Origin of the sequence: Rhizobium sp. S152 (assembly GCF_030380735.1) — a bacterium.
Lineage (GTDB): Bacteria > Pseudomonadota > Alphaproteobacteria > Rhizobiales > Rhizobiaceae > Rhizobium.
Genome location: NZ_JAUDRZ010000009.1, coordinates 89,595 through 107,498, shown reverse-complemented (window position 1 = coordinate 107,498; position 17,904 = coordinate 89,595). Strand labels below are relative to the sequence as shown.

Sequence of the window (17,904 nt, the reverse complement as noted above, 5' to 3'; positions counted from 1 at the left end):
TGGGGCGGCAGATTTGCCGCCCCATTGCGTGGTGCGATCAACTGCCGGAGAATGAAATGCCGACGTAATGATCCGGAGGGGCCGTGCCGATCGAACTGACCGCCTCGCAGGCACTGGGGCTCTGGCATGCCGTGACGCTCGACCAGGTGCGCCACGACGAGCGCGATTTGACATTGCGCCAGATGGCGATCCTGCTGCATATCTATCTCGTGCCGCCACCGCATACCGTGCGCGGGCTCGCCGCCGAACTGAACGTGACCAAGCCGGTGATCACGCGGGCGCTGGACACGATGGGCGAGATGGGCCTCGTGGACCGGGTGCGCGACGAGCGCGACAGGCGTAATGTCGTGATCAAACGGACGATCGGCGGAGCGCTCTATCTGGAAAAGATCGGCGACCTCGTGCGCGATCACGGACGCCGGCTGCCACTCTGAAAGCAATGGACATGACAATGCTCGACCGCCGTCTCAACGCCTATCGCCCCGATCTCGCGGAGGCTGGCCTGCAGGGCAAGGTGGAGGCTTCCCGTTTCGTGGAAGGGAACCCTGCGCGCGTGGCGGTGCCGGTGGCGGCACTGCGGCCGGTCCCTGATCTTTCCAAGGGTATCGACACCGAACTGATCCAGGGCGAGGACGTGACCGTGTTCGACCGCGCCGACGGCTGGTGCTGGATCAAGGCTTCGTCCGACGGCTATGTCGGTTACATCAGGGAGAGCGCGCTCGACACGACGGGCGCTGCGCCGACGCATATCGTGACGGTGCAGCGGACGTTCCTCTACCAGGAGGCGGAACTGCGCAAGCCCTATAAGGACGTGCTTTCGATGGGCAGCCGCGTGGCAATATCCGGCGAGGCCGAGGCGCGCGGCAACCACTATATGACGCTCGATGACGGCACGGCTATCTTCGCCAAGCATGTGCAGCCGATCGGTGCGCTCGACGGCGTCGACTACGTCGACATAGCCACGCGGTTTCTCGAAACGCCCTATCTTTGGGGCGGACGTTCCGGACTGGGGATCGACTGTTCCGGTCTCGTCCAGTTGTCGATGCTGATGACCGGGCGGGCGGCGCCGCGCGATACCGACATGCAGGCCGCAAGCCTCGGCGAGCCCATCGAACGCGGCGATCTTAGGCGCGGTGATCTGGTGTTCTGGAAGGGCCATGTGGCGATCATGGCGGATGCGGAAACGATCATCCACGCCACCGGCCATACCATGACCGTCGTTCGCGAGAACTTCGAAGAGGCCGTTCAGCGGATCGGCTGGCTCTACGAACAGCCGACCGGCTATCGCCGACCGATCACCTGACAGGTGGCTGCGGCCAATTCGTAACGCCGCCGGTCCACTCCTCGAAAGCCCTAGACAGCCTGAGCACGCGCATGTCGTCGAAGCGCGGGCCGACGATCTGCAGGCCGATCGGCAGGCCTGATTTCGAGAAGCCGCAATTGATCGACGACGCCGGCTGCTCCGACATGTTCCAGGGCACGGTGAAGCAGATGTGCTCGAAGGGCAGAGCCGGGTCGTTGGTGGGCGAAGCCCATTCGGCGGGGTAAGAGACGATCGGATTGGTCGGCGAGATCACGGCGTCGACCTCGGTGAACAGTCGGCCGCAGGTCTTGCGCATCTCGATCGTCTGGTTGAAGCCCCTGACCGCTTCGACGCCGCTGACGGCGGCGCCGCCTTTCGCCCAGCTGTAGATATAGGGCAGGATGCTCTCCCGCCGCTCCTCGCTGAGGCCTTCGATTTCGCCCCAGAAGCGGGCGCGCCAGAAGTTGTCGAGACCATCAAGCATGGCGCGGGTGAGCACCGGCGCCGCGGGGACGACAATCGCTCCCCTCTCTTCAAAGCGTTTCGCGGCAGCCTCGACGGCCGCCCTCACCTCGTCTTCCACGGCAAGGCCGCAGCCGGCGTCGAGCATCAGGCCGATCCTCATGCCTCTGACGTCGATATCGAGATCCATCCAGTCGATGTCGTTCGCCGGCAATCCGGTTCCGTCGCGCCAATCGGTACGAGACAGCGTCGCCATCGAGAAGGCTGCGTCCTCGACGGTGCGGGTCATCGGTCCGGCGCAGCGGCCGACATAATAGGGATCGACAGGGATGCGGCCATGGCTGGACTTCAGGCCGAAGATACCGGTCCATCCGGCGGGCAGGCGCACGGAGCCGCCAATATCGGTGCCGATGTGCAGCGGCCCATAGCCGGCTGCCGCAGCCGCAGACGCGCCGGCACTGGAGCCGCCCGGGTTCTGCGTGATGTCCCACGGATTGCGGCTGAGATGGTGAAAGCTCGACAGGCCTGATGACAGCATGCCGTAATCCGGGCAGGTGGTCTTGGCGAAGATCACCGCGCCATCCTCACGCAGTCGCGCGGCAATGGGAGCGTCTTCGGCGGCGGGCTTCAGCTCGACGGCGCGGGTTCCGAGCGGCACGGGCTGGCCCTTGGTGGCGATGAGCTCCTTGAGCGTGACGGGGATGCCGTCGAGCACGCCAAGCGTCGCGCCCTTCATCCACCGGTCGGTCGATGCGGCGGCCTGGCGGCGGGCGGCTTCGGGATCGTAGGCGTAGAGCGCGCAAATGGCGGGCTCCCAGCGCTCGATATGCTTTTCCAGAGCCAGCCAGTATTCGAGCGGCGAGAGGCTCCTTCGGGAGAAGCGCTGCGTCAGCTCGCGGATTGTAAGGTCTGTTTCGGTCATGCGCCTGTCTTTCCGGCCTATCGATCTGTTACCTGCGGCTTCTCTCGCGCGGGTCGAGCAGGTCGCGGAGACCATCGCCCAGCATGTTGAAGCCGAATACCGTGAGCGCGATCGCAAGGCCCGGCAGGATGGCGAGCCACGGTGCGAGCGCCAGATAGGTCTGCGCATCCGCGAGCATCCTGCCCCAAGTCGGCGCCGGCGGGGCGAGGCCGAGCCCAAGGAAGCTGAGGCCCGCCTCCGTCAGAACCGCAAGGCCGAGCTGGATGGTCGCGTGGACGATGATCTGGCTCATGATGTTGGGCAGCACGTGGCGCATGGAGATGGTGAAGCGGCTGTTGCCGATGGCGCGGGCGGCCATCACATAGTCGCGGCTCCAGGCCTGTAGCGCGGTCGCCAGCGTGATGCGCGCGAAGACCGGGACCATGAAGGTCGCGATAGCGATAATCGCGGTGAGGCGGCCGGGGCCGATGAAGGCTCCGAGCACCATGGCCGAAAGGATCGGCGGCAGCGCGAAGATGACATCGCAGGCGCGCATGACGAGGCTTTCGAACAGGCCGCGAAAGGCGGCTGCGGAAATGCCGACGATGGAGCCGATGGTGCCGCCAATAGCAACCGCGATGATGGCTGTTGACAGCGAGTTCCAGCAGCCGACCATCAGCATGGAGAGAACGTCGCGGCCGAACTGGTCCGTGCCGAGCACGCCGTAGGCGAAGGGTGGCTGCAACTTGTGGATGATCTGCATCTTGGCCGGTGGCAGAGGCGTCCACGCCAGCGACAGCAGCGCCACGGCGACGAGAAACGTCACGACGGTCGCGCCAGTAATGAGGTTCGCTCTCCGGCTGAGGGAAAGCCGCCTGCGGCGCGTTGCTAGAGCCGTGGATGCGATCGGCGTCATCTTACACACCTTTTCGCAAGCGGGGGTCGATCGCGAGATAGGAGAGATCGACGATGAAATTCATGACGATGACCAGCGCCGCGAAGAACAGCACCACATCCTGCATGACGACGATGTCGCGCTGCGAGAGCGCCTGGTAAGCGAGCCGCCCGAGGCCCGGCAGGTTGAAGACGTTCTCCACCAGCACCGCGCCGGCGACGAGGAAGGTGAACTGCAGGCCGAGAATGGTGAAGACCGGGATGAGCGCGTTCGGCACCGAATGCCGCCAGAGCACGCTTTGCGCCGACAGGCCCTTGGCGACGGCGGTGCGGGTGAAATCCTCGTGCAGGGTTTCCAGAACCGCCGTTCGCGTGACACGGGTGAGCACGCCCGCCTGCGGCAACGCCAGCGCGAGCGATGGCATCAAAAGCGCCTTGACCGCCGGCCAGATGCCCGCGCTCCAGCCGGGAAAGCCGCCTGATGGCATCAGGCCGAGGGTCGTCGAGAACAGGATGATCAGCAGCAGGGCGACCCAGAAAGCCGGCACCGCGACGCTGATCTGGGAGAAGACAGACGCGATCGTATCGACAAGGCCGCCGCGATGCGAGGCGGCGAGAACGCCGAGCGGGATGGCGATGGCGACGGAGAGCGCGACCGCCATCAGCGCCAGCGGCAGCGTGACGGCCAAGCGCTCCAGGATCAGGCCGGCGACGGGGACGCCATAGGTATAGGACTGGCCGAGATCGCCGGAGAACACGCCGCCCAGCCACTGAATGTAGCGGACCAGCAGTGGCTGATCGAGCCCCAGCTCATGCCGCAGCGCCGCCAGCGTATCGGGCGAGGCCGACGTGCCCAGCATGATGGACGCCGGATCGCCGGGCAGCAGGCCCATGACCGCGAAGATCAGCAGCGAGACGACGAGAAGCGTGAGGATCAAGCCGGCAAGGCGGCGGGAGAGGAGCGCGATCATGCGGCGGCTCGGGGGCGTTTTGCCGCGCTATTGCCGGTTACTTTCACGGGTGCATCCCCCTCATCCGACCCTTCGGGCCACCTTCTCCCCGAGGGGGAGAAGGGGAGATCGGCGCGAGCGGCCCGCCAGCATTCTCTTCTCCCCAACGGGGAGAAGGTGCCGGCAGGCGGATGAGGGGGCGCCGCGTGCTCGGCGGCTGCCGTCGGGATAACGCTTGCTCTGCCCTCTCCCACCAACACCAAACCTCTCGCTACCTATTCGTCCCAGGACACGTTGGTCAGCACATTCGACGGGATCGGTTCGTTTTCCCAGAGGCCTTTCAGCTTCTTGTCCCAGACGCCGAGCTTGGGCATGACGAAGAGATAGAGCGCAGGCACGTCCTCGGCGAGAATGGTCTGGGCTTGCCCGTAGATCCTGGCCTGCTCCGCCGGATCGGAGGTCTCCTGGACCTTCTTCAGGAGATCGTTGAAAGCGGGGTTCTTGTAGTTGAAGTAGTAGGGATCGCGGGCATAGATATCGATGTCCATCGGCTCGGCATGAGCGACGATGGTCATTTCGTAGGCCCGGTCCTTCATCACGTCCTGCACCCACTTGGCCGGGAATTCGGTGGGCTCGATGTTCATGGTGACGCCGATCTCCGCCAGCATCGCCTGCATGACCTGGGCGCTGCGCGGCGCATAGGCCATCTGCGGCGACTTGATGGTAAACGTGAAACCGTTGGAGTAGCCGGCTTCGGCGAGCAAAGCCTTGGCCTTTTCCGGATCGTAGGGCAGCTTGCCGGTGAGGTCGACATAGCCGGGGTCATTGGGCGTATAGTGGCTGCCGATCGGCGTGCCGAGGCCGGACCACGCGCCATCGACGACCGTCTTGCGGTCGATCGCCATCATCAGCGCCTGGCGCACGCGCTTGTCGTCGAAGGGCTTCTGGGCATTGTTCATGCCGGCCACGACCTTGAGCTCGGTGTTGCCGATTTTGGTCACCAGCTTCTCGTCGCCGTCGAACGACGTCATCAGCTCGGGCGCGGCGAATTCAGGGATGGCATCGACGTCGCCGGATTTCAGCGCGGCGGCCTGGGCCTGCGGATCGGCGATGAAGCGGAAGGTGACCTTGTCGAGCTTCACCGAGACCGCCTTGTTCCAGTAATCGGTGTTCTTCTCGATCTCGACCTTGTCGCCCTTTGCCCAGTTCACGAACTTGAAGGGGCCGGTGCCGACAGGCTTGGTCTTGTCATCGGCCGCACTCTTCGGACCGACCATGACGGAGGCCGGCCAGCCGAGCCAATAGAGCAGGCTGCCCGTCGGCGCGGACAGATGTAGCACCAGCGTCTCGGGATCGGGCGTATCGATGGAAGCGATCGAAGCGAAGAAGCGCTTCTGCGGATTGACGGAATCGGCGCCCCGGGCGCGGTCGAGCGCGAATTTCGCCGCCCTGCTGTCGAAGACCTCGCCATCGTGGAAGGTTACGTCGGGCTGCAGCTTGAAGGTATAGGTCAGGCCGTCCTTGGAGATGTCCCAGCTCTTCGCCAGTTGCGGCTGCACCTTGCCCGTCTCGTCGATGGTGACCAGACCTTCGAAGATGTTCTGCCAGGTGACCTGGCCGATCGCCACGGGCGCGGCGATGGTCGGATCGAGGCCGGTCGGTTCGATGGTCATGCCGAGGCTGAGCGTCGTCTTCGCCGCTTCGGCCGGCGTCAGGCCGAGAAACAGGAGACCGGCCGCCATGGCGACGCCAACGGAAAGACGCCGGGCGAGACGCGCCGAAGGCGCGAGCGAAGAGTTGATCATCATGTTCCCCTGTCTGGCCGCCGTTGAGGACGACTGGCCTTTTGCGAATAGACTGTCATTGCCGTAGTGCACACACAATGACGATTTTGTGTGCTCGGTGTAGCCGAAAGAGATACACTCGATATCCGCCCGTGATGCAAGCCCGACGCGCTATTCTTTCGCTGCTGCGGCACGCTCGCGCATGAAGCGTTCGATGAAGTCGAGGAGCTTGGTGGCGGCGAAGGACAGCTGGCGATCCGGCGCGACGCAGAGATCGACATGGGTGCGGATGACGCTTCTTGGCGCAAGCGGAACGGCGAAGAGCTGGCCGGCCTCGATCTCCCGGCGGACGGTCAGCGCCGGCAGCAACGTGACGGCGGCGCCGCTCAGCACCAGTTCCTTGAGCATTTCCAGCGAACTGGTGACGAAGACCGGCTCGAAGCTCAGCCCGGCCTTCTCGAAAAGGGCGTCGAAGGCCTGGCGGAAACCGAAGGCCTGGTCGGGCAGCGCCAGCGCGTAATCGGCGATGTCCTTGAGATGGACTTGCTTCAGCGATGCCGCCGGGTGGGTGGGAGCGACGATCAGGTCATAGGCGATCTGCGAGCGGAGGCGAACCTTGGTGCCCGAGATCGGCGGTGCGAACAGCGTCACCGCGATATCGGCTTCCGCGCCGCTGACGGCCTCGATCGCCTGGCGGGCGCTGGTGATTGTCACCTCGAAGCGGAGCTTGGAATATTTGAGGCTGAACTCGGCAAGCGCAGGCGCCAGCAGATTGGCGACAGTCGCACCATTGGCATAGATGCTGACGCGGCCGCGCTGCATGCCCTTGAGGTCATCGATCAGCTGGCCGACATGGTCGAGTTCACGCAGCGTCCGGCCGGCACGCGCGGCCAGGAGTTCACCGGCGGCGGTGAGCTTCACGCCGCGCGCGCTGCGCTCCACCAGCGGCGCGCCGAAGTGATATTCGAGATTCTCGATCTGCCGGCTGATTGCGGTGGGAGCGACGTTCAGGTTCTCGGCAGCCTGACGCATGGAACTGGTTCGCACCAGTTCGTCGAAATACATCAGGGCCCGGATCTGCATTTCATCCTCTCCGCCGTTTCAGGCAATCCGAATAGCTCAATATGCGATCAGAGGCGATTGGCATAGCGGTCGCGCCATGCCGGCTGCGCGCCCTCGACCGGAAGCGTCGTTGCCTCATAGACGCCGCGTGCGATGGCGCGGGCCATGACCGAGGTGGCGAGATGGCAGAGTTCCAGAAAATCCGGCAGGCCGTCGCAGGGTTTCAGGCCGGTTGCGGCAGCAAACACCGTGTCGCCATCAAGCGGCAGATGGGCGGGCAGCAGGGCGCGGGCGAAGCCATCATGCGCCATGACCGCCAGGCGATGCGCCTGCTGCTTGGTGAGCCTGGCGTCGGTGACGATGGCACCGATGGTCGTGGCTGTCGTGTTCATGCCCTTCAACCGCATCGCGATATCGCGATCCGTGAAGGACGCCGGCAGGCCGAGGTTGCCGAATTCCCCGTTGCGCTCGAAGGGAGCCGACCAGAAGTGCGGCCCCTCGCCCACCGTGGCGGAGCCGAGGGCGTTGACCGCGACGATGGCGGCTATGCGGTGGCCGGACGCCGTTTCGGCGCTGGCGGAACCAAGCCCGCCTTTGAAGGTCGCGGTGGTGGCGCCGGTACCCGCGCCAACGCTGCCGAGAGCGAAGACACCCTTGGCTGCCGCCTTGAAGGCGTCATAACCCATGTCGCGATAAGGCGAATGCCGGCCCCATTCCTTGTCGCCACCGTTCAGGAGATCCATGAGGATGGCCTGCGGCACGATCGGCACGCGCGTGCTGCCGACGGGAAAGCCGCGGCCGATCTCTCGCAGGCCCGACTGGACGCCGCCCGCCGCATCGAGCCCGAAGGCGGACCCGCCGGAGAAAACCAGCGCATCCACCTCGCCCACCGTCATCGACGGATCAAGCAGCGCCGTATCGCGTCCGCCCGGCGCGCCGCCAAGCACGACACCCGATGCCGTCGCCGGCTGGTCGAAGACGATGGCGGTGACGCCGGAGCCGACCCTGAGATCGGTCGCGTTGCCGACGGAGACGCCTTCGATATCGGTGAGAAGATTGAGCACGGGCGCATCCTTGGCAGAGATCAGCGCGCGATAGGATCGCAAGGCGGCGCAAAAAACAAGACCGGCCCTGCTTTTGGCGGGACCGGTCGGAAATCGTGGAAGGCTCTATAGGGCCGTGGCTGCCTGACGCGCCGGTTCGGGCTGTCAGGCATGGATGGGCTTGGGATGCCGGCGGGTCATCAGGTCGTGGATCGCAAGCTTCACTTCAGCCGGCGAGCCAAAGTGCTGCTCGTCCAGATCGTGAACGTGAAACTTCACGGCGATGAACTTCAACCGGTTTTCATCCGGAATGACGATCCCAACGGGAACGCCTGCGTATTCGATAACTTCTTTTTTCATGCGTAGAACTCCTGCCGCGCGGATTGCGCAGGCGATGGCGAATTGACTTGTCTTGAACCGTGGAAGGAGGGACGAAGGTCACATTCGACAGTTCGGGCGGGAGAGGGCGCCCGGACGGTCATGGCCAAGCACGGAACGCCCAAGGAAGCCGGCGAGAATATCAATGTCTGTCATGTCTCGACCCTTTCTTGGTCCAGCGCTTGATTGATGATCCGGGCTCGCCCGGATCGGTGATGACTGCGTTTATAATCTACTCTATTGATAGAGAATAAGCGACAATCCTTCGAAAACATATTCCGAAACGTGTCAAAATATCGACGATCCGGAAAATTTCATTCCAACTTACCTGATTTGCTTGCAACAACCCTAGCAGGTGTTTGTGCAATTCAGATGACGGTCGAAAACGCATCGTCCGTCACGCAGCCAGACATAGGAACCACATCTGATTCCGGCAATGGGGCATTTGATTAAAAGACCGTAAGCCTCGAAATGACCGAAATGGTTAACGGCTGATATGGCGATCACCAGCCTTCGGAGAGTACCTTTTCCAGCATGTCCGAGAAGAAATCGGCGCTTTCGATGGTCAGGCATAGCGGCGGCTTGATCTTCAACACATTGAGGTGATCGCCGGTCGGCTGCATGATGACGCCGAGATCGAGCAGCCGATCGCAGATCGCTGCCGTCTCCTGGATCGCCGGCTCGAGCGTCGTCCTGTCGCGAACGAACTCCAGGCCGAGATAGAGACCCATGCCATGGAGGGCGCCGGCGATAGGGTACCGATCGAGAAGCGCCACGAGACGGCCCTTGAGATGATCGCCGACCAGGCGGGCGTTGTCCTGCAGGCTTTCCTCGGCCATGATGTCGAGAACCGTCATGCCCGCGACGCAGCTCACCGGGCTGCCGCCCGACGAGGAGAAGAAATAGCCTTCCTTTTCCAGCGACTGCGCAATCGCCTTCGTCGTGATCACGGCGCCAAGCGGGTGGCCGTTGCCCATGCCCTTGGCGATGGTGATGATATCGGGCACCACGCCCTGTTGTTCGAAGCCCCAGAAGTGATGCCCGAGCCGGCCATAGCCGACCTGCACCTCGTCTGCGATGCAAAGACCGCCACGGGCACGCACCTGGCCATAGACGCCTGCAAGATAGCCTTCCGGCAACGCGATGCCGCCGGCATTGCCATAGACCGATTCGGCAATGAAGCCGGCGAGCTTGCCCTCCCTGAAATCGATGGCCTCGAGAACCGGAACCACCGTTTCCAGGTAATCGCCAGCCGAATCGGGACCCCGGAACTCGCCGCGATAGGTATTGGGCGAGACGACGGCATGAACCCACTCGGGGCGGGTCGTCAGCGCCTGCGGATTATCGGCGATCGAGGTCGAGACGGCGTCGCTTGCCACCGACCAGCCGTGATAGGCCTCCAGAAGGCACAGCATATGCCGAGCGCCCGTGTGCGCCCAGGCAAGCCGCAGCGCCAGATCGTTGGCCTCCGAACCGCTGTTGACCAGGAAGACCGTGTCCAGTCCTTCGGGTGCCAATGATGCCAGACGCTCCGAGAACGCCGCGAGCGATTCGTAGTGGAAGCGCGAATTGGTGTTGAGCTTCAGCCATTGCTCGCCGATCGCTTCGGCAAGCCTGGGATGCCCGTGGCCGAGGATGGTGACGTTGTTGACCATGTCGAGATAGGCGCGGCCCTCGACATCGTACATGTGCTCCTTCCAGCCGCGCTCCATCTGCGGCGGCAGATCGTAATAGTTCTTCTGCGGGCTCGCCAGATGGCGTTGCCTGATATCGAAGAGGGCCGCGCTTTGCGGCGCGGGCGCCTCGACGCCGCTGCCGAGAAGGGCTGCGGGGGATGGGCAGAGCGCCGACCAGGCGGGCACTTCGTGGGCGGCGCAAAACAGCGGCGGCTCGGCGCTCGACAGGCGTGAGAGCTGGACGCGAAGGCCGCCGAGGGACGAGGCTTCGCCGGAGACGACACCAATCGACTGTCCGGCCTCGACCTCCGCACCGTCCTCCAACGACAGGTCCAGCCCGTCGAGATGAAGGGTGACGGCCTCGCCGACGAGCGCCAGATGCTGGCTACGCCACTCAATGCTGCCGGCGAAGGGAGCGGCGATCGCGCTGCCGGCGGGCAGGCAGATATCGGCGTGCAGGGCATGGGTCTTGGGCGCGCGCGCGCCGTAGAGATTGGCGCGCGACAGGCGGTATTCGCCATAGCGCGTCGCGGCGGTGCCGGTCTCAGTGGCGGCGCGGGCAAGAAGACGCCAGTCCATATCGGCCTGCGTCCAGTTGCCGGCGATGAAATGCGGGCTCTGAACACTGAGATCGACATAGGCGATGCTTGCTGGATCGATTTCCGGTAACAGCGACTGCCAGCCATCGGTGTCGAGCGGCAGCGCTTCGCCAGTGGCCGCCTGGACGATCGCGGTTTCCATCAGCTCGAACGGCACCGACATGGCGGTATCGAAGATGCGGCGCTCAAGCTCGAGATTGCCGCGAACGTAATCGTTCTCGGGATCGATGGAGATCTGCTGCTCGCTGCTGGCGACCAGGATCACGGCGCGGGCGACGATCAGCGGCCAGAGCGCCTTGAGCTCCTCCGGGGTCAGTGGATAGGCCGCATGATAAGCCTTGACCGCTGGCAGGATGTAGAGCGGGTCGCCATCGGCCTGATGCAGCAGGGAGGCGCAGGTGACGGCGAGATCGCCCACCAGCCAGCCTCGGATGATATCGCCGAAATCGATCACGCCATCCGGGATCAGCCGGCCCCTGGCGTCGCGGTGGCTGACGACATTGTCGCCGGTGACGTCGTGGTGCACGGCCTGCAGCCGCAACATGGGCGCCAGCGGCTGGATGCGGCGGACGGCAGCGACCATGGTCTTGGCAATGCGGTCGCGCGCGGCGCTGTCGCTGATCGCCGAAAGCAGCTGGACGGCGACGGGACCGGCGCGGCGCAAGTCCCACTGCAGGCTGCGGTCGAGGCCGGGATGGGAGAAGTCCTGCAATGCCAGCGCCAGCCGGGCGCAGAGCGAACCGAGGGCCGCGACCGACGCCTGCGGCAGATGGCGCCGCTCGTTGAGCCCCTCGCCTTCCAGATATTCGAGCAGCCGCACCTGGAAAGTCTCGTCCCGGACGCCGACGGCAATGATGTCCTGCCCATCCGTCGACGGAACGATGCGGGGCACGCGCGGGGCATCTTCCTTTTCGCCGATATGGCGGATCGCGGCGTTCTGCGCCTCGAGCTCCAAGGTCTCATAGGCCATGTGGCAGATCTTCAGCACATAGCGGTGCTCGCCGGTATCGACGCGGTAATTGCGGTCCTGCTGGCTGCCGAGTTCGCTGATCGCGCCGGACAAACCGTAGCGCGACTGCAATATCTCGCCCGCTTCCGCCGCGGTCACATCCGGGCGCGGCAACTCGAGCCGTTGAGCAAGCACTTCATCGGTCATGGCACCCCCCGCCGAGCGATTCGCTACCGCACAGTAAGCAGATAATCGAGGACTGACTACCGGCAAGCCGGATGGGGTCGCATCAATCGAAAGTGGTAGCGGCCGGCAGGCGGCGTCAGCCCATGCGTTCGGAGGCGTAGCTGCCCGGGCTCGCCGGGAAAACAACCGTGCGGTTGCCGTTCAGGAACACGCGGTGGTGGATATGGGCGTGGATGGCGCGGGCCAGAACCTGGCTCTCGACATCGCGGCCGATCGAGACGTAGTCGTCGGCCGACTGCGCGTGGGTGATGCGGGCCGTATCCTGCTCGATGATCGGGCCTTCGTCGAGGTCGGCGGTGACGTAGTGCGCCGTCGCGCCGATCAGCTTCACGCCCCGCTCATAGGCCTGCTTGTATGGGTTCGCGCCCTTGAAGCTCGGCAGGAAGGAGTGGTGGATATTGATGATGCGTCCGGACATCTTCTGGCACATGGCGTCCGACAGGACCTGCATGTAGCGGGCCAACACGATGAGTTCGGTGCCGGTCGATTCGACGATCTGCATGATCTGCGCTTCGGCCTGCGGCTTGTTTTCCTTGGTCACCTTGATGTGGTGGAACGGGATATCGTGATTGACGACGACCTTCTGGTAGTCGAAGTGGTTGGAGATGACGCCGACGATGTCGATCGGCAGCGCACCGATCTTCCAGCGATAAAGGAGATCGTTGAGGCAGTGGCCGAAACGCGAGACCATCAGCAGCACTTTCATGCGCTGATCGCCATCGTGGATTTCGGAGGTCATCTCGAATTTCTCGGCGATCGGCTTGAAGCCTTCGCGGATCGCGTCGAGGGCGACGCCTTCTTCCGATATGAAGCTGACGCGGGTGAAGAACATGCCGGTCGAGAGATCGTCGAACTGGCTGGAGTCGATGATGTTGCAGCCCTGCTCGGCCAGATAGCTGGAGATCGCCGCAACGATGCCGCGCTTCGACTTGCAGGCTACCGTCAGTACATATTTCGTCGTCATGCGTCACATTCCCTCTTCGGCACCGGCCGCGCAGCCTGCTTAGATCAAAGCGAAGCCGGCAAGCAAGCCAAGCGTTTTGTCACCGTGTCGATTTTCACGAACGACGCCGTTCGGCCGGCCTCCCTCGTCGTCACCATCAGCTTAGGGCAGATCGCAATGAATTCCGTTCCGCCTGCGGCGTCGAAACGCGTATCCCCGCCGTGGCGCCTTCGTTGACCTTGAGGAAGCCGACCAGCAACCAGACGAGGCCGGCCGTCTTCATCGAGAAGATTGCGGTGGAGCCGATCATCAGGTTGAGGAACATGAAGAGCGAGACCGCGTGGCAGAGGCGCTTCTGGTTCGGTGTGCGACCGGCGGGATAGAACGACACGAACAGCCAGAAGAGAATGAGGCCGAAGATGGTGGCGCCGTAGGTGATATAGACATAGCCGCTGTCGACGAAGGTGGTGGCTTTCTCGAGCTCCAGCCCAAGGGTCGCCGCCAGATCCATATCCATGATGTTGCGGACGGTGCCACTGATGCGGCCGACGAAGTCGTCCTCGTGGGCATCCGGCCTGAAGGCGTGGATGACGAAGCCGACAAGCACGATTGCGGGCATCATCAGAAAATCGCAGATCTTCGGCACATAGGGATAGATCACATATCCCATGGCGCTGACGATGGTGAAGATCAGCATGGTGCGGGTGTCGTTGGTGACGAGAATGAGCACGACGGTGGAGATGAAGATCAGGCGGTCGAACAGGCTGAGCCGGTTGGCGAAACTGACGAGATAGATGACCATGACGCCGCAGAAATTGGCGAGCGACACCTGCTCCAGGAAGATCGACGAGGAGCGATGGTCGATCAGCCCGAAGGAAAAGCGGCCCTCGAAGCCGAGCGCGCCGCGAAACAGGCCGCTGTCGCTATAGGTGGCGGGAGGCACGCCGCGGGTGTTCTGGAAGTATTCGGCGGGATGAAACAGGGCGACATAGGCGGGCGTCGAGATGATCTCGCAGACGAGGGCTGCCAGCACCGCCAGGCAGCAGAGCTTGAAGGTGAGCTTCAGCGTTCGCTCGTTGGTCCAGCGACCCATGACGACGAAGGCGAAGATGATCAGGACGTTGCGGAGATGATCGATATAGCCCGCCCGGTTAATCGCCATCACGAAGACGGTGAGGAAGACGGTGGCAAGGAGATAGCCGAGCGGGGCAAGGTCCTCCTCGTAGAGACCCTTCTTCAGGATATAGGCGAAGCTGAAAGCGAGCAGCAGGATTTCGCTCAGCACGACGTGGGCGGGCGCGAGCGGTATGATGTTGTGGTTGATGAAGGCGAGAATGGCGTTGTAGGTCACACCGAGCACGCCGACGGCCAGGATGGCGTAGTCGATCGGTTCCTTCTCCGCCTCGTCCCGCTTGCCCATGCCGGTCACTCCACCGACAGTTTGCAGGCGGATTTGGGCGGCCTCGGCGCCTTCGCGGCCATCTCCAGCGCCTTCATCTGCTTGCGCTCGCGCCCCTCATGCGGCTGGACGTTCAGCGTTTCGTCTTCCGGCCACCAGTCGCCGGCGACCCAGTAGCTCCAGCCGAGCCAGACATCGCCATTGTTCTGGATGTCGCCGAGAACGGCCGAGAGACCGGTGATGCAGGCGGCATCCTGGGAGACGCCGAACTCGCCGAGGAACAACCTCTTGCCGTTCTTGCGGCCCCAATCCGTCATCTGCCCGATCGCCGCGCGCGCCTTGTCGTTGCCGGAGCATTCGGCGTGCGTGCCTGAGGAATCCTCGTCGAAATACTGGTGGACCTCGTAGGCGAAATTGTTGCGTGGGTCGCGGATACCAAGCATGACGACGCCATTGGCGCCGCCGGCGCCATCGGCCATCCAGGAATGAGCGCCGGTCCATCGGTTGCCCGGCACCAGGATGAGGTTGTTCGCCCCGGCAGCGCGAATGGTACGGATCGCGGCGTTCGCGGCCTTCAGCCAGACGTCGGTGTCGATGTCGTTGGGCTCGTTCATCAGCCCGAAAACGACATCCTTCTGGTCGGCGAACTCGACCGCCAGCCGCGCCCAAAATTCCGCGAAGGCCGAGTTGGTGACGGGCGGCGTGCCGATCTTCGTCTTGTTGTAGGATGCATAATTGTGCGGGTCGAGAATGATGGTCAGATGGCGCTGGCGCAGCAGATCGACCGTATCCTTGATGCGCTTCAGCTCATCCTCATCGAGCGGTTCGCCGAGCTTGGGCTGCAGCCGTTCCCATAGGAACGGCAAGCGAACCGTATTCATGCCCTTCCTGGCGAAATAGCCGATCGTGTCTTCGGTGGGATAGGCATAGGCCTTGAAGACCTCGCCGCCGGGCTCGCCGAACTCGGCGCCGGAGAGATTGATGCCGCGCAGGCACGGGCCGGCGGCCTCGGCGATGCCCGCATGCAGCGGAAGGATGGCCACAGCTATCGCCGCCAGGCGTCGCCACGATGAGGAGCTGGCTGTCATGGATTTCATTTCCGTGTTCGTGCGAAATGTGCGCGTCCGTCCTACAGACCTGCATCTTAACGGTCCGTTAGCTAAGGATTTCTAAAGTTGCCGGCGATCCCCGCCCTCGACGGCGGCCAATGAGCGCGCGCATGAGTCAATATGACAGGAACAGGGTGAGCCGGCTGCCGCAATGGCGCAGCTATGAGCCCTCGCAAACACCGGAAGACACCGGTGCACGCAGCCCTGTGCTCAGACCATCCGATTTCGTGCCCGCGAAGCCAACTCCGGCATCGATGATACCCGAGGTCGCCGAGCCGGCGCCCCCTCGCCCGCCGGTCGAACCGGCGCGACATGAGGCGCCGATCGAAGCGCCGGTCGAGCCAGGCATCGCCGGCATCGCGCCCGTCGCCGCGCCTCGAGAGGAACTTCAAGAAAGCCAGCCGCTGCTCGATCTGCGCTCGATCGTCGATGCGATCTGGCGACGTCGGCTGATCGTTCTCGGCCTCTCGGCGCTCGGCGCGCTTGCCGGTGCAGCCGCGCTGCCGATGCTGCCGCAGAAGTTCACGGCCGGAACCAGCCTCTATTTCGATCCACGGCAGGTCGGGCTTGCCGATCCGACGACGCAATCCGCCACGGTCTCGCCGGAGATGATCTCGGCCCTGATCGACAGCCAGGTACAGATCCTGACCTCGGGCAATGTGCTCGCCCGCGTGGCGGACGCGATGAAGCTCGACCAGGACCCAGATTTTACCGGTGGGCGCGCCGACAACGCCGCCGTCATCGGAGCGCTGCAGAAATCGCTCTTGATCACCCGCCAGACCGGCACCTACGTGGTGTCGCTGACGGCGACGACGCACGATCCGGAAAAATCGGCACGGCTCGCCAACCAGGTGGTCGCCTCCTTCCTGCAGGAAGAGAGCACCGCCTCCACCGGTCTCTACGAGGACACGTCCAGCGCGCTCGACAGCCGTCTCAACGAATTGCGCAGCAAGGTGCAAGAAGCCGAGCAGGCGGTCGAGACCTACCGCGCCGACAACGACATGGCCTCGACGCAGAACGGACTGATCTCCGACCAGCGCCTGGCGTCGCTGAACGCGCTGCTGGTGACCGCGCAGGACAAGACCATCCAGGCGAAGACCCGGGCGGATGCGGCGGCCAATCTCAGCTTCGACGATGTGGTCGGCGGCAACCAGCAGGACGGCGGCGGGGTTTCGACCGCCCTTGCGACGCTGCGCCAGCAATATTCGACGCAGGCGGCGATCGTCGGCAGCCTGGAAAGCCAGATGGGCGCCCGCCACCCGCGCCTGCAGGCCGCGCGCTCGTCGCTGAAGAGCGTGGGCGATGAAATCAGGGGCGAACTACAGCGGCTGGTGAGCTCGGCGCGCGCCGATTACGAGCAGGCGAAAAAAGCCGAGGACGCGATTTCCAAGGAGCTGGCGGTGCAGAAGGCCCTGCAGGTCGACAGCTCCGACAAGCAGGTCGGCCTGAACGAACTGCAGCGCAAGGCAACGGCCGCACGCGAAATCTACGAGACGGTGCTGAAGCGCTCGGGACAGACAAGCGAGGAGCAGAACCTGTCGCGCAGCAACATCCGCGTCATCTCGAAGGCGGAAGTGCCCGTGAAGGCGGACGGGCCGAGCAAGAAGATGATGTTGATCGCCGGATTGCTGGGCGGATTGTTCGCCGGATTCGCGGTCGGCGCCGGCTTCGCCATCCTCGCCAGCCTATTTTCCCACCCTGTCGTCAGAAGCTACATCCGCCGTCCCGCCTGAGGTCACGTTTGCGCGATGGACGGCCAATAGCTCCCGGCTTCGCTTGATGCGGTGGCCGGGCGCGCCTACATCAACTGTCATATTGAGGTGCCGGTCTCCCGGCGAAGGTGTAGACATGCGGTTTGCGACGATCTTCCTGGCTCTGCTGGCCTTTTCCTCGGCCACGGTTCCCACCAGCGGCTTTGCCACCGACTGGAAACGGGCGGGCGAAGCGCGCGTGCAGTCCACCTACCCCTACGCCAATCTCCCTGGCGTCAAAGCGCAGGCCGACGCCACGACCGAGCAGGACTTCAAATGCCGGACGGAAACCCGCGAGGTCCGCCGCCGCTACGACCAGATCTTCCGCTCCGGCGGCATGCCGACGCTCGTCTATGTCTGCGACCGCGACGGCGTCATCAGCACCGGCAGTCAAGTTCCACTGCGCGGCCACTACCAGCCGGTTCGCTGAGACAATTTGCAGCCGTAACGATTTT

The 17,904-nt window shown here is 63.9% G+C and carries 15 protein-coding genes; 4 read left to right on the top strand and 11 right to left on the bottom strand.

The features are described from left to right. The first annotated feature begins 83 nt into the window (after positions 1-83). Positions 84-434, top strand: a complete 351-nt coding sequence (locus QTL95_RS13420) for a MarR family transcriptional regulator (protein WP_289720464.1) — start codon at positions 84-86, stop codon at positions 432-434. An 11-nt stretch (positions 435-445) separates the two neighbouring features. Continuing rightward, positions 446-1,303: a C40 family peptidase gene (locus QTL95_RS13415; RefSeq protein ID WP_289720463.1), complete on the top strand. Its 858-nt coding sequence runs from the start codon at positions 446-448 to the stop codon at positions 1,301-1,303. Here QTL95_RS13415 and QTL95_RS13410 read toward each other — a convergent pair. The 11 genes from QTL95_RS13410 to QTL95_RS13360 form a co-directional block, all read right to left on the bottom strand. Further along, positions 1,296-2,687, bottom strand: a complete 1,392-nt coding sequence (locus QTL95_RS13410; RefSeq protein WP_289720462.1) for an amidase — start codon at positions 2,685-2,687, stop codon at positions 1,296-1,298. The two genes, QTL95_RS13415 and QTL95_RS13410, sit on opposite strands and share 8 nt — an antisense overlap. Positions 2,688-2,715: 28 nt before the next feature. Then, entirely contained in the window at positions 2,716-3,582 is an 867-nt protein-coding gene (locus QTL95_RS13405; RefSeq protein ID WP_289720461.1) for an ABC transporter permease, read from the bottom strand. Between the two features lies 1 nt (position 3,583). Continuing rightward, positions 3,584-4,531, bottom strand: a complete 948-nt coding sequence (locus tag QTL95_RS13400; protein WP_289720460.1) for an ABC transporter permease — start codon at positions 4,529-4,531, stop codon at positions 3,584-3,586. 254 nt (positions 4,532-4,785) lie between these two features. Next, complete coding sequence (locus QTL95_RS13395) at positions 4,786-6,315, bottom strand: ABC transporter substrate-binding protein (protein ID WP_289720459.1); 1,530 nt, start codon at positions 6,313-6,315, stop codon at positions 4,786-4,788. Between the two features lie 150 nt (positions 6,316-6,465). Next, entirely contained in the window at positions 6,466-7,377 is a 912-nt protein-coding gene (locus QTL95_RS13390; RefSeq protein ID WP_289720458.1) for a LysR family transcriptional regulator, read from the bottom strand. Between the two features lie 47 nt (positions 7,378-7,424). Beyond that, positions 7,425-8,420 carry a P1 family peptidase gene (locus QTL95_RS13385; protein ID WP_289720457.1) on the bottom strand — a complete coding sequence of 332 codons (996 nt, stop codon included), beginning with the start codon at positions 8,418-8,420 and terminating at the stop codon, positions 7,425-7,427. A 144-nt stretch (positions 8,421-8,564) separates the two neighbouring features. Further along, complete coding sequence (locus QTL95_RS13380; RefSeq protein ID WP_037188504.1) at positions 8,565-8,759, bottom strand: hypothetical protein; 195 nt, start codon at positions 8,757-8,759, stop codon at positions 8,565-8,567. Positions 8,760-9,280: 521 nt separating this feature from the next. Then, positions 9,281-12,208 carry an aminotransferase gene (locus QTL95_RS13375; RefSeq protein WP_289720456.1) on the bottom strand — a complete coding sequence of 976 codons (2,928 nt, stop codon included), beginning with the start codon at positions 12,206-12,208 and terminating at the stop codon, positions 9,281-9,283. Between the two features lie 115 nt (positions 12,209-12,323). After that, positions 12,324-13,211, bottom strand: coding sequence for a formyltetrahydrofolate deformylase (purU, locus tag QTL95_RS13370; RefSeq protein WP_289720455.1), 888 nt, complete (start codon positions 13,209-13,211; stop codon positions 12,324-12,326). 136 nt (positions 13,212-13,347) lie between these two features. Then, positions 13,348-14,610, bottom strand: coding sequence for a hypothetical protein (locus QTL95_RS13365; RefSeq protein WP_289720454.1), 1,263 nt, complete (start codon positions 14,608-14,610; stop codon positions 13,348-13,350). A 5-nt stretch (positions 14,611-14,615) separates the two neighbouring features. After that, complete coding sequence (locus QTL95_RS13360) at positions 14,616-15,677, bottom strand: glycoside hydrolase family 5 protein (RefSeq protein ID WP_289720453.1); 1,062 nt, start codon at positions 15,675-15,677, stop codon at positions 14,616-14,618. 131 nt (positions 15,678-15,808) lie between these two features. Between QTL95_RS13360 and QTL95_RS13355 the strand changes: the two genes are divergently transcribed. After that, positions 15,809-17,431, top strand: a complete 1,623-nt coding sequence (locus QTL95_RS13355) for a GumC family protein (RefSeq protein ID WP_289720452.1) — start codon at positions 15,809-15,811, stop codon at positions 17,429-17,431. A gap of 115 nt (positions 17,432-17,546) precedes the next feature. After that, positions 17,547-17,879 carry a hypothetical protein gene (locus QTL95_RS13350; protein ID WP_289720451.1) on the top strand — a complete coding sequence of 111 codons (333 nt, stop codon included), beginning with the start codon at positions 17,547-17,549 and terminating at the stop codon, positions 17,877-17,879. Positions 17,880-17,904 lie beyond the last annotated feature (25 nt).

Excerpts from the sequence above, each read along its gene's own strand:
- QTL95_RS13405 (WP_289720461.1), bottom strand. The coding sequence starts at position 3,582 with ATGACGCCGATCGCATCCACGGCTCTAGCAACGCGCCGCAGGCGGCTT.
- QTL95_RS13395 (WP_289720459.1), bottom strand. The coding sequence starts at position 6,315 with ATGATCAACTCTTCGCTCGCGCCTTCGGCGCGTCTCGCCCGGCGTCTT.
- purU (WP_289720455.1), bottom strand. The coding sequence starts at position 13,211 with ATGACGACGAAATATGTACTGACGGTAGCCTGCAAGTCGAAGCGCGGC.
- QTL95_RS13380 (WP_037188504.1), bottom strand. The coding sequence starts at position 8,759 with ATGAAAAAAGAAGTTATCGAATACGCAGGCGTTCCCGTTGGGATCGTC.
- QTL95_RS13360 (WP_289720453.1), bottom strand. The coding sequence starts at position 15,677 with ATGACAGCCAGCTCCTCATCGTGGCGACGCCTGGCGGCGATAGCTGTG.
- QTL95_RS13375 (WP_289720456.1), bottom strand. The coding sequence starts at position 12,208 with ATGACCGATGAAGTGCTTGCTCAACGGCTCGAGTTGCCGCGCCCGGAT.
- QTL95_RS13415 (WP_289720463.1), top strand. The coding sequence starts at position 446 with ATGACAATGCTCGACCGCCGTCTCAACGCCTATCGCCCCGATCTCGCG.
- QTL95_RS13350 (WP_289720451.1), top strand. The coding sequence starts at position 17,547 with ATGCGGTTTGCGACGATCTTCCTGGCTCTGCTGGCCTTTTCCTCGGCC.
- QTL95_RS13390 (WP_289720458.1), bottom strand. The coding sequence starts at position 7,377 with ATGCAGATCCGGGCCCTGATGTATTTCGACGAACTGGTGCGAACCAGT.
- QTL95_RS13355 (WP_289720452.1), top strand. The coding sequence starts at position 15,809 with ATGAGTCAATATGACAGGAACAGGGTGAGCCGGCTGCCGCAATGGCGC.
- QTL95_RS13365 (WP_289720454.1), bottom strand. The coding sequence starts at position 14,610 with ATGGGCAAGCGGGACGAGGCGGAGAAGGAACCGATCGACTACGCCATC.
- QTL95_RS13410 (WP_289720462.1), bottom strand. The coding sequence starts at position 2,687 with ATGACCGAAACAGACCTTACAATCCGCGAGCTGACGCAGCGCTTCTCC.
- QTL95_RS13400 (WP_289720460.1), bottom strand. The coding sequence starts at position 4,531 with ATGATCGCGCTCCTCTCCCGCCGCCTTGCCGGCTTGATCCTCACGCTT.